The organism is Haloarcula halobia, assembly GCF_029338255.1.
GTDB classification, from domain to species: domain Archaea; phylum Halobacteriota; class Halobacteria; order Halobacteriales; family Haloarculaceae; genus Haloarcula; species Haloarcula halobia.
The window spans coordinates 431660-443865 of the sequence record NZ_CP119787.1; the positions used below are offsets into that span (position 1 = coordinate 431660).

Here is a 12206-nt window from a genome sequence, read left to right on the forward strand (position 1 = left end):
TACGATATAAATCTTTCCTAGTCTAGAGCGCAATCACCGTAACCGCTCCCCCCCACCCCGTCCCGATTCACCGTTCCACCCGAAATGAAGGGGTGGGGGGTCCACCCGGAATCGTCCCTCCACGGCACCCCCCCGGTCCTGTCACGGCCCGCTCATCTCGGGCGCCCACGAGGTCGCCCCTCGGGTGGGTCGGAGTCGGTGTTCGACGGCCGCCCGACGCCGGACTCCCCTCGCCTTCCCGTCGACGACGCCCGAGATGCCCCCGCGATGGGTCCCGTTCCCCACGCCTGCTTCCTCTCGAGCGTCCTCCCCGCTTCCCGCCGACCGAGGAGTCCAGCAGGTACAGTGACGAATCCCGACGCTGAGCCGTCGCTACACCCCGTCGTGGGATGTCTGGATCTTGATACCGGTGACACTCGAGACCCGCCGGACCGAAATATTTAATATCGAATCACCCACGGGTTCACGTGGTTCATCTGGACGGACCGACGAGTGGCGAAGTCGATATCCACGGCGAATCCGGTCGTATCGAGACGTCTCACTCGGTGCGTCCGACGGTTTCCACCCGAAACGAAGGGGTTTGAGTACAGAGCATGACCGACGAATCCAACGACCACGACACCGACGACGGCCCGACGTCCGGCGAGAGTGGCCCGCTCGACGACTCGTCGAACCTCCTCGACCGTTCTGGCGCCGACCGGTCTGGCACGCCGGACCTCGACGACATCGTGCTCGACAATCTCGACACTGGCGACGAGGACGCCTCGGACGAGGCCTCCCGCGGCCTGTTCGACGACCTCCTCGAGGGTGAACCAATCTTCGAGAACAAGGAGGTGCTCAGGCCGTCGTACACCCCGCACAAACTGCCCCACCGCGAGGAGCAGATCAACAACATGGCGACCATCCTCGTGACGGCCCTGCGGGGCGACACCCCGTCGAACATCCTCATCTACGGGAAGACCGGGACCGGCAAGACCGCCAGTGCGAAGTTCGTCAGCGAGGAACTCGAGACCACCTCCCAGAAGTACGAGGTCCCCTGCGAGGTCGAGTACATCAACTGCGAGGTGACCGACACCCAGTACCGGGTGCTCGCCCAGCTAGCGAACAAGTTCATCAACAAGAACCTCGGGGTCATCGAGGACCGGCTCGCGGACCTCTCCGACCTGCGCTCGCGCGTGCGAGACGACTCCTCGGTGCTGGCCGAGACCTCGTTTGCGTCACTCGACGCACTCGAGGCGGAGATCGACGCCCTCGAAGCGGACCGCGACGAGTTCGAGGAGGTGCCAATGACCGGGTGGCCCACCGACCGCGTCTACTCTTCCTTTTTCGACGCCGTCGACTACCACGAGCGCGTTGTCGTCATCATGCTCGACGAGATCGACAAGCTCGTCGAGAAGTCCGGCGACGACACGCTCTACAACCTCTCGCGAATGAACTCCGAGCTGGAGAACTCGCGGGTCTCCATCATGGGCATCTCGAACGACCTGAAGTTCACCGACTTCTTGGACCCCCGCGTCAAGTCCAGCCTCGGCGAGGAGGAGATCGTCTTCCCGCCCTACGACGCCAACCAGCTGCGCGACATCCTCCAGGCCCGGGCCGACGTCGCGTTCAAGGGCGACGCACTCTCGGACGACGTCATTCCCCTGTGTGCGGCCTTCGCGGCCCAGGAACACGGCGACGCCCGCCGGGCGCTGGACCTCCTGCGGACGGCGGGGGAACTCGCCGAGCGCGACCAGACCGACCACGTCGAGGAGGATCACGTCCGACAGGCCCAGGAGAAGATCGAACTCGACCGCGTGGTGGAGGTCGTCCGCACGCTCCCCACCCAGTCGAAGATCGTCCTCTTTGCCATCATCCTCCTGGAGAAAAACGGCGTGCGCAACATCAACACCGGCGAGGTGTTCAACATCTACAAGAACCTCTGTGAGGAGATCGACGCCGACGTGCTGACTCAGCGCCGCGTCACGGACCTCATCTCTGAACTGGACATGCTCGGCATCGTCAACGCCGTCGTCGTCTCGAAGGGGCGCTACGGCCGGACCAAGGAGATCTCGCTGTCGGTCCCGACAGACGAGACGGAGGCCGTGTTGCTCTCTGACTCCCGGCTGGGCGACATCGAGGACGTCCAGCCGTTCGTCCAGGCACGCTTCGACAACTGACGCCGTTTCTCATACTGCCGGCTGTACGTTCGTACCAATTCTCGGCACCCCGGGGTGCCGAGTATTTTCTACACGTTACAGCCGGCAGTATCAGGCTCCCGCTTCGAACCCCGTCGCCGCGCCGGGGCCGGCCGTCGTCGCATTCATTGACCCGGCGTTCGGCGGGCGGGCGGCCGCCTGATTCCAGCGGAGGCGGATCTGGCCAAGCACCGGCACCCGCAGTTCCGCGGTGCCCACGACCCACTCGGGTTTCACCGGGGCGCTGATGACGGCCGACCCGACCTGGTCGTAGCGGGCGTTGTTGTCACCTTTCGTGATGAACCCGGCGTGGGGGGCCGGACAGTTCGATAGTTCCGCACAGCTCTTTGCGTCCCCGATGTCGCTGGGGTCGGCGCGGTCGTACCAGTTCTCGCCCCGGTCGACCCACAGCATCGCGCGGTGGATGATGGGCGTCGCCCGCCGGTTCCCGTCGGGGGCGTAGACGATGACGTCGCCGGTCCCCTGGAACCGGACGTAGGTGCTGGTGTCGGCCGCCGTCGTCACGCCGTGGCGTGCGTCCGGCCCGGGGAAGCGCTCTTCGTCCATGACGAACACCAGGTCGCCCGTGTCGATGTGGGGTTCCATGCTCGGGCTCTCGATGGCCACCAGCGGGGGCCAGACGCCGCTGACCGAGAACAGTAACAGCCCAACCAGGAGGACGGCGCTGGCGCTGCTGATGACGTCTGTCACGTACACCATCGCGCCGCGGCGGTCGGCCTCGTCCGTCGACGCCTCCTCACCGACGGCCGAGCGGCGCTCGTCCCCGGACATTCCTATCGCGGTTTGTCAGAGGCGCGGTATCAACTTTCCGCTGTCCGGACCGCCGTTGTGCCGTTGGCGGGTCTGATCGGCGTCGGTACGGTCTCGGGGTCGCTCGTTTGCGTCCCGGCCCCGGCCACTGCCTGCGAGCGCAGGCGGACCCAGCCCAGGTCGGGGAGGCGGACCTCGCCGGTCCCGATGACCCACGACGGGCGGACAACGGTGCTCGTGGTGCCGGCCTGATCGTACTCGGCGTTGAAGTCCCCCTTCGTGACGAACCCGGCGTGGGGGGCCGGACAGTTCCGCAGCTCCGCGCAGTCGGTCGCCGTCCCGACGGCGTCGGGGTCGGCGCGGTCGTACCAGTTCTCGCCCCGGTCGACCCACAGCATCGCACGGTGGATGATGGGCGTCGCCGACGCGTCGCCGTCGGGCATGAACACGATGACGTCGCCCGGGCGACCGAACGCGACGTACCCGTCCTGTTCGCCGGCCGCCGCCGTCACGACGCCGTGGCGTGCGTCCGGCCCGGGGAAGCGCTCCTCGTCCATGACGAACACCATGTCGCCCGTCTCGATGTTCGGGGTCATGCTGGCGCTCTCGATGGCCACCAGCGGGGGCCAGACGCCGCTGACCGCAAAGAGGAACAGGCCGACCAGGCAGACGGCGACGACGGCGCTCGCGAGCTCGGTGGCGAGGTGGCCGGCCGCTCCCCCCGACCGGTCGTCTCGCCCGGCAGGTCCGCCGTCGCCGTCCATCACTGGTCCGGATAGTCGGGAGCGGGCTATCAATGTTGGGTCCGCTATCCTTTTGCCCGCCCACACTGAGTAGGGAGTGTGCCCCTGGAGACGCCGGCACGAATCGTCAGGGAACTCGCCAGCCGCGGCTACAACGCCGAGCGGGAAGCGGTGACGCGCCTCGCGGACGCGCCGGACCCCGCGGCCGCGCTCGACCGTGCACTGGAAACGATGCCCGCGGACGCGCTGAAACTGACGACCGATCACGTCGACGCCGTCCTCGAGAGCCACGCAGAACGCCGCGAATCCCACCGTGGCCAGTCGGAACCCGGCGGAACTGGGGCCGACTCCGAAACCGAACGATACCCCCCTGTTTCGACTGGAACGGCGGCGCCGAACCCGCCCGACGACGGTGGGGCCGTTCCACACGAAACAGGGGGGTCTCGGGACGTCGACCTCTCGCTTCGTGCCGTCGAGGTCGCCAACGACATGACCGGCGACTCGACGGGGACCGGCGAGTACGCCGATTTCGTCGCCGTCTTCCGGGACCGCTACGAGAAGCTCGCGAGCAAGCTCCGCGGGCGGGTCAACCACCGGCCGACAGATGCCATCGAGGCGATGGGCGGGGGCAGCGAGGCGGCGCTTATCGGGATGGTCTCGGACATCCGCTCGACCGCCAGCGGTCACTGGCTGGTCGAACTCGAGGACACCACCGGGACCTTCCCCTGTCTCGTGATGAAAGACCGGCCCATCGCCGACCTGGTCCAGCACCTGCTGTTCGACGAGGTCGTCGCCGTCGAGGGGACCTTGGCCGACGACGGCGGCATCCTCTTCGTCGACTCGCTGTACTTCCCCGACGTCCCCCGGACCCACAAACCGTCGACGGCCGACCGGCCGGTCCAGGCCGCGCTGATCTCGGACATCCACGTCGGCAGCCAGGAGTTCATGGCCGATGCCTGGCACCGTTTCACCGACTGGCTCCACACCCCCGAGGCCGAGCGCGTCGAGTACCTCCTCATCGCCGGCGACATGGTCGAGGGCGTCGGTATCTATCCCGACCAGGACGAGGAGCTGGACATCATCGACATCTACGAGCAGTACGAGCGGTTCTCGGAGTACCTCAAGGAGGTGCCCGGCGACATGGAGATCCGGATGATCCCGGGGAACCACGACGCCGTGCGCCTGGCCGAACCCCAGCCGGGCTTCGACGAGGAACTCCGGGACATCATGACCGCCCACGACGCGACGGTCCACTCGAACCCCTCCGTCGTCACCGTCGAGGGCGTCTCGGTGCTCATGTACCACGGCGTCTCACTCGACGAGGTCATCGCCGAACTCCCCGACGAGGAGGCCAGTTACGAGGAACCGTACAGGGCGATGTACCACCTCCTGAAGAAACGCCACGTCGCCCCGCAGTACGGCGGCCACACCCGCCTGGCCCCCGAGAAACAGGACTATCTGGTCATCGAGGACGTCCCCGACGTCTTCCACACCGGCCACGTCCACAAACTGGGCTGGGGCGAGTACCACAACGTGCTCGCACTCAACTCGGGGTGTTGGCAGGCCCAGACCGACTTCCAGAAGTCCGTCAACATCGATCCCGACGCCGGATACGCCCCGATTCTGGATCTGGACACGCTGGATATGACGGTCCGGAAGTTCACGTAACCCCACCTTTTTCGTCGTCGGGTCGGCGCAGGCGACCACTCCTCGAAAAACGTGGGCGAAAAAGGCCGTGACCCGCTTCGCTCGTCACGGTGAAACGACTCCCTCCGGTCGCGTATGCTCGACTTGTCCCGGGACCCAAACTACCGTCCGTATTTGCCGTTGTCTCGGGGCACTGGCGGGGTTCTCCGGTGTGGGGAATCTTTATTCTCCGGGAGGTGAAGATGCGTATCACATCATGAGCGACGACCACGGATTCGAGACAGACGCGCTGCACGTCGGGCAGGAAGAGCCGGGCACCGACGCCCGCTCGCGGGCCCCGCCGATCCACCAGACCACCTCGTACGTCTTCGAGGACGCCGACGACGCCGCCGCACAGTTCGCCCTGGAGAAGCCGGGGCACATCTACTCGCGCCTGATGAATCCCACCGTCGCGATGCTGCAGGAACGGCTCGCTGCACTCGAAGGCGGGGTGGGGGCCGTCGCGACGGCGTCGGGGATGGCGTCGCTGAACCTCGCGACCTTCCTGCTTGCCGACGTCGGCGACAACGTCGTCACGGCCTCGTCGCTCTACGGCGGCACCTACACCTACTACACCCACACCGCGCCGCGCAACGGCGTCGAGACCCGGTTCGTCGACACGCTGGACTACGAGGCCTACGAAGCGGCCATCGACGAAGACACGGCCTACGTCCACTGTGAGACCATCGGCAACCCGGCGCTGGTGACGCCGGACTTCGAGCGACTGGCAGCCATCGCCCACGACCACGGCGTCCCCTTCTTCGTCGACAACACCTTCGCGACGCCGTACCTGTGCAATCCCATCGAACACGGCGCGGACCTCGTCTGGAACTCCACGACCAAGTGGATCCACGGCCACGGCACCACCGTCGGCGGCGTGCTGGTCGACGGCGGGTCGTTCCCCTGGGACGAGTACGCCGAGAAGTACCCCGAGATCGGCGGCGACAACCCGGCCTATCACGGCGTGAACTTCCAGGAACGGTTCGGCGACGCCGCGTTCACCTACGCCGCCATCGCCCGCGGCCTGCGCGACCTGGGCTGTCAGCAGTCGCCCTTCGACGCCTGGCAGACGATGCAGGGTCTGGAGACGCTGCCCTCGCGGATGGACCGCCACTGCGCGAACGCGATGGCCGTCGCTGAACACCTCCAGGACCACCCCGAGGTGTCGTGGGTCACCTACCCCGGCCTCGAGGACCACGAGACCCACGACGCGGCCTCGACGTACCTCGACGGCGGCTACGGCGGCATGATAACCTTCGGGCTCGAGGCGGGCTACGAGGCCGCCCGGACGACGGTCGAGTCGACCGAGATCGCCTCGCTGCTGGCGAACGTCGGCGACGCGAAGACGCTCATCATCCACCCGGCGTCGACGACCCACCAGCAGCTCACCGACGAGGAGAAGGCCGCTGCCGGCGTCACCGACGACCTGGTGCGCCTCTCGGTGGGGACCGAGGCCGTCGAGGACATCAAGGCGGACCTCGATCAGGCCATCGACCAGGCGACGAACTGACCCGACACGGCGTCTAACCCTCTCTCGCTGCCGATCGACTCTCTTTTCCCGACCCACCTCAGCACCCGCTGTCCGTCGCTCGACCCGACGTTCATCTAGCAGTATCGTCCACTACTGAGCGACATTTAACTAACTATGGTGTATTCGAACGGTAATACTGAAACGAACAGAAGAAATAAGTGGATATAGTTGCTCATACTGGATGAACCGAGCCAAAAACACCGACATTCGAAACCCATGCCCGTACTCAGTGCCCTCAAGACCGTCGTCGGCCACTCCCGGTCGACCTACGTCTGTCGGTTCTGTAACCATTCGTTCGAGCGCGAGCTCTCGAACTGTCCCGCGTGTGGCTGTGGCCACGTCGAGTAGGTCCCGACGTCGAGAAGCAGTCTGCCGTCGTCGACCGGTTACAGGACCCCTTCGGCTTCCAGCAGGTCCAGCAGTTCCGCCATCGTCTCGACGGTTACGTCACAGGCCGGTTCGACGGCCGGTTTCGGGTCGAACCCGACGGCGAGGCCGGCGACCTCGAGCATCGGCAGGTCGTTCGCACCGTCACCGACGGCGATCGTGTCCTCGCGGTCCTCGCCGACGACGGCCGTCGCGACCGCGAGCGCATCGTCTTTCGTCCCCTCGATGAGCGGCCCCTCGACCTCGCCCGTGAGCTTCCCGTCCGCGACGGCCAGGCGGTTGGCGACGATGGCGTCGACGTCGACGCCCTCCGCTGCGAGGGCCGCCTCGACGCCGCGCTCGAACCCGCCGGTGAGGATGGCGACGAAGACGCCCGCCTCGCGCAGCGCCCGGATGACGTCGGCCGCGCCGGGACGCAGTTCAACGGCGTCGAACGCCGCCTGTGCCTGCTCGTCGGGCAGATCGGAGAGCAGCGCACAGCGCTGGCGCAGGCTCTCCGCGTACTCGATCTCGTCGTTCATCGCCCGTTCGGTGATATCGGCCATGTCCTTGGCGGTGCCGTTTTGCTGGCCCAGCAGGACCGTCATCTCCGAGTCCGAGAGCGTCCCGTCGAAGTCGAACGCGACTAGCATTACCGGATGGTACCGTGGCCGGGGTTTCAAAGTATCCGGTTTCGACCGGTGTCTCGGCGCGTTCGCTCCGTCCGCTCCGGCCTCAGTGGCCCAGCTACGGCTTCGGCGGTGCCCCGTCGTACGCGTCCACGTCCTGGTAGAAGTTCAGCATCGCGAACTTCAGTTTCTGGGGGTCGATGTCGACCATCTCACTGCGCTCTTCGGGCGGGAAGGCCCCCCGGACGGCGTAGTCGTGCATCTCCATCTCGGCGGCCTCGGTGTAGCGCTTGTCCAGCAGGATGCGGGCTCCGAAGTCCTCGGGCGAACGGACCACCCGTCCGAGCGCCTGACGGGTCTTCCGGACCGTGGGAATCTCGACGGCGTAGCGCCACCCAGCCTCGTCCTCGCCGTCGCCGAAGGCCGTCTCGTAGGCGTCCTGGACGGCGTCCATCCGGTCGTCGAGGTGCGGGTACGGGACGCCGACCACAACGACGGTCCGGGCGTCGTCGCCGTCGTAACTGACCCCCTCGGCCAGCGTCCCCCACAGCGAGGTAAAGAGGACGCCGCCGTCGTCGTCGACGAACGCCTCCCGGAGGTCGCGGGCCTGCTTCCCGGGTTCGTCCAGGTAGCGGGTCCCGCTGACGGCGACCATGTCATGATACCGCTCGGCCTCGCTGTAGGAGGGGAAGAAGGCGAGCGTGTTGCCCGGCGTGAAGCGGACGACGTCTTCGAGCGTGCGGGCGATGGTCCGCTGGGTCTCGGGGTCGTCGCGCTTGCTCGCGAACAGCGCTGGCCCGTCGACGGCGTAGGTCCGCCGGCGCTCCGCGGGGAACTGCGCGCCGTAGGCCATCGTCACCGGGTCCGAGAGGCCGACGACGTTCTCGGTGACCTCGAAGGGACGCAGGGTGGCGCTCATCAGGACCGCTGCGTGCAGGTCGTCGAACAGCGACCGGGTGACCTGCTCGGGGATGCACGTGTAGAGTTCCGCCCGGCCGTACACCTCGTCGGTCGACTCGTCGCGTCGGACGCTCACGACGGGATACTGGCCCGCCTCGTCGGACTCGGCCAGCCAGTCGGCGAGGAACCCCGCCGCCTGCAGGGTCTGACACTCCTTGCGGGTGTCCAGTTCGCCGTCCTTGAACTGTTCGAGGTACCGTTCGTCGAGTTCGCGGCCCAGGTCGACGGCGTCGTCGAGCTCCGCGTGGAAGCCCGGGCCGGAGTACCCCTGGAGGAAGGAAAGCGTCAGGTCGTCCCTGCGGTCCGGGTTGGCGACGGTGACGTCCTCCCAGTGCTCCTCGACCGATTCCCTGTCGCCGAGCCCGAAACTGTCCTCGTAGGTCTCGACCAGCGCCTCCCGGAACGTCTCGATGACGTTCCGTGCCGCCTCGACGCGGGCGTCCTCGACCCCCTCGAGTTCGTCGAGCGCCTGGTCGAGCGTGGTCTCGGTCAGCGTGCGCCGGGCGTGGTCCCGCGCGGCGGACTCGACGTTGTGGGCCTCGTCGAAGACGGCGACCACGTCCTCGGGGTCGCGGCCGAGCCACCGGAAGAACTGCTCGCGGATGGTCGGGTCCAGCAGGTGGTGGTAGTTACAGACGACCAGATCGACGCCGTCCATCCCCTCTTTCAGCAACTCGTAGCCGCACAAGCCCTGGTCGTGGGCGTACCCGTAGACGTCGTCTGGCGTGCGCACGTCGTCGTAGAGCCAGGCGTAGAACGCCTCGGTGTCGACGGTGAGGTTCTGGTAGTAGTAATCACAGACGGAGCGCTCCTCGCGAATCTCGTCGCGCTCGTCCTGCAGGTTCCGAAGTTCGTCGACGACGGCGCTGCGGGCCTCCATGGCCTGGGCGTTGCCCGACTGTCCCTCGTCTAAGAGTTCCCCCTCGCGCCGTTCGAGGTCGGCGATGTCCCCCTCGACGTCGACCAGGTCGCGGGTCGTGTCCCGCAGGGCCTGGCACTCCTGGTAGTCGACGTCGATGTGGCACATCGACCCCTTGCCGCGGAAGACCACCGCGCGCAGGCGCTCCTGGTCCGTGATGGCGCGGGCGTCCGCGACGAACTGGCGCATCTGCTGGTGGACGTTGGTCGTGATGACGACGGTCTTGTCCGTCTCGCGGGCGTGTTCCAGCGCTGGAACCAGCGACGCCAGCGTCTTGCCGGTGCCACAGGCTCCCTCGAAGAGGACGTCCCGCCCGTCGCCCAGCGCCTCGTAGATGGTGCCCATCGCCTCGCGCTGGTGGTCGTAGGGCTCCTCGTACGGGAAAAACCGGAGGTAGCCGTCGTCCGTGGTCGCCACTGACTGCTAGTGGCTCCTCTCGAGATAAAAGGGTTCGCCGGGGAACGGAACTGGTCGCCCTACTCGTCGGGTGCCTCCACCTCGATGTCGTCGGTCGCTTCCTCGACGGTGTCGACGGCGTCGGGGTCCTCGATGGTCGAGAGGTCGCCCAGGTCCGCGTCGAGCATGATGTCCCGGATGGTCCGGCGCATGATCTTGCCCGAGCGGGTCTTCGGCAGCTGGTCGACGAACTTCAACTCGCCGACGACGGCGAACGCGCCGACCTGCTCGCGGACGTTCCCGACGAGTTCCTCGCGGAGGTCGTCGTCTGGCGCCACTGTCTCGCGGGTGACGACGAAGGCGGCCGCCACCTCGGTCTTCTCGGGGTCGGGCTTGCCGACGACGGCGGCCTCGACGACGGCGTCGTGGCTCACCAGGGCGTCCTCTAAGTCGGTCGGGCCGACGCGGTGGCCGGCGATGGTGATGACCTCGTCGGCCCGGCCGCTGAACCAGAAGTAGCCGTCCGCGTCCATCGAGACGGCGTCCCCGACCCAGTACTTCCCGTCGATGGCCCGCCAGTACTCCTTGAGGTAGCGGTCGTGCCCTTCCCAGAGCGTCGGCGTGAGCCCGGGGAACGGCTGTTCGACGACCAGCGCCCCCTCGGTACCGGGGTCGACCGGGTCGCCGTCGAAGTCCGTCACCGACACCTGGATGCCGGGGAGCGCGACCCCCGCAGCGCCGGGCCGGATTGGCACGAGGTCGATGCCGTAGGGGTTTCCGATGATCGGGCCCGCGGTCTCGGTCTGCCACATGTGGTCGATGACGGGCACCTCGTCGTCGAGGACCTCCTCCTGGAGCCACTCCCAGGCGGGCGGGTTGAGCGGTTCGCCCGCCGAGAAGACCGCCTCCAGCGAGGCGAGCTCGGCCCGCTCGTGGTACGCGTCGTCGAAGCCGGACAGCGCACGGATGGCGGTCGGCGCGGTGAAGATCTCGGTGACGCCGTGGCGTTCGACGACGTCCCACCAGACGCCGGCGTCGGGGTACGTCGGGACCCCCTCGTAGACGACGGTGGTACAGCCCACGAGCAGCGGCGCGTAGACGATGTAGGAGTGGCCGACGATCCAGCCGATGTCGGAGGTGGCGAACCACGTGTCCGGGGGATCGAGGTCGAACATCCACTGGGACATCGCGTAGACGTGGACCTGGTAGCCGCCGTGCTGGTGGACGGTCCCCTTGGGCTTGCCCGTCGTCCCCGAGGTCGGGAGGATGAAGGCGGGGTCGGTCGCCGCCGTCTCGACGTGGCTCGTGTCCTCGTCCTGTCCGCGCTCGACGGCCTCGCTCCAGGCAGTGTCGCGCTCGTGCAGCGCCGTGTCGTCGCCCCGCTGGAGGACCACCACGTCCTCGATGCGGTCGCCAGCGGCGTCGTACTCGTCGAGCGAGCGGTCGACGATGGCCTTCAGGTCGACCTCGTCGCCGTTCCGGTAGCCGACGTCCGCCGTCAGGAGCAGCGAGGCGTCGGCCAGTTCGATGCGGTCGGCCAGGGCCGCGGCCCCGAACCCGCCGAAGACCACCGAGTGGACGGCTCCGATGCGGGCACAGGCCAGCATGGCGAAGACGGCCTCCGGGCACATCGGCATGTAGACGGTCACGGTGTCGCCGTGCTCGACGCCGAACGAGCGCAACATGCCCGCCGTGCGCTCGACCTCGTGGAGCAGTTCGGTGTAGGTGTAGACCTCGTTGCCCTCGCGCTCGCCGGTCTCGAAGACCAGCGCCGCCCGGTTCCCGTCGCCGTTCTCGACGTGCCGGTCGACGGCGTTGTAACTCACGTTCGTCTTCCCGCCGGTGAACCACTCGAACTCACCGGGGCCGTCGGTCTCGAGGACGCTGTCCCACGGCTCGGACCAGTGGAGGTCCGACGCCACCTCGGCCCACAGGCCCGCCGGATCGTCCCGCCCTCGTCGCTGGAGGGCTCGCAGTTCTGGTGCGCGGATATCGTGGCTCTCCCCTGTCATGCACGGTGGTTCGACG

At 67.3% G+C, this 12206-nt stretch carries 9 protein-coding genes; 4 read left to right on the forward strand and 5 right to left on the reverse strand.

All coding sequences use genetic code 11. From position 1 onward, the window contains the following. The first annotated feature begins 593 nt into the window (after positions 1–593). Positions 594–2159: a Cdc6/Cdc18 family protein gene (locus P1K88_RS02315; protein WP_276412229.1), complete on the forward strand. Its 1566-nt coding sequence runs from the start codon at positions 594–596 to the stop codon at positions 2157–2159. Between the two features lie 90 nt (positions 2160–2249). On the opposite strand, the gene P1K88_RS02320 is transcribed toward P1K88_RS02315, so the two are convergent. Together P1K88_RS02320 and P1K88_RS02325 are read right to left on the reverse strand one after the other, a co-directional pair. After that, on the reverse strand, positions 2250–2897 hold the full coding sequence (locus P1K88_RS02320) for a S26 family signal peptidase (protein WP_276414108.1): 648 nt from the start codon (positions 2895–2897) through the stop codon (positions 2250–2252). A 101-nt stretch (positions 2898–2998) separates the two neighbouring features. Then, positions 2999–3712, reverse strand: coding sequence for a S26 family signal peptidase (locus P1K88_RS02325; RefSeq protein WP_276412231.1), 714 nt, complete (start codon positions 3710–3712; stop codon positions 2999–3001). Between the two features lie 78 nt (positions 3713–3790). On the opposite strand from P1K88_RS02325, the gene P1K88_RS02330 reads away from it, so the two are divergent. From P1K88_RS02330 to P1K88_RS02340, 3 genes are all read left to right on the forward strand, one after another. Continuing rightward, entirely contained in the window at positions 3791–5359 is a 1569-nt protein-coding gene (locus P1K88_RS02330) for a DNA-directed DNA polymerase II small subunit (protein ID WP_276412233.1), read from the forward strand. Between the two features lie 235 nt (positions 5360–5594). Continuing rightward, a complete protein-coding gene (locus P1K88_RS02335) occupies positions 5595–6887 on the forward strand; it encodes an O-acetylhomoserine aminocarboxypropyltransferase/cysteine synthase family protein (RefSeq protein ID WP_276412235.1) in 1293 nt (430 codons plus the stop codon). A 237-nt stretch (positions 6888–7124) separates the two neighbouring features. Further along, positions 7125–7256, forward strand: coding sequence for a hypothetical protein (locus P1K88_RS02340; RefSeq protein ID WP_276412236.1), 132 nt, complete (start codon positions 7125–7127; stop codon positions 7254–7256). A 38-nt stretch (positions 7257–7294) separates the two neighbouring features. Here the strand turns inward: P1K88_RS02340 and serB are convergent, their stop codons facing one another. The 3 genes from serB to P1K88_RS02355 all read right to left on the reverse strand — a co-directional run bounded on the left by serB (position 7295) and on the right by P1K88_RS02355 (position 12190). Next, entirely contained in the window at positions 7295–7927 is a 633-nt protein-coding gene (gene serB / locus P1K88_RS02345; protein WP_276412238.1) for a phosphoserine phosphatase SerB, read from the reverse strand. Between the two features lie 94 nt (positions 7928–8021). Then, positions 8022–10199: an ATP-dependent DNA helicase gene (locus tag P1K88_RS02350; RefSeq protein ID WP_276412240.1), complete on the reverse strand. Its 2178-nt coding sequence runs from the start codon at positions 10197–10199 to the stop codon at positions 8022–8024. Between the two features lie 59 nt (positions 10200–10258). Further along, positions 10259–12190, reverse strand: a complete 1932-nt coding sequence (locus P1K88_RS02355) for an acetate--CoA ligase (RefSeq protein ID WP_276412242.1) — start codon at positions 12188–12190, stop codon at positions 10259–10261. Between the last annotated feature and the right edge of the window lie 16 nt (positions 12191–12206).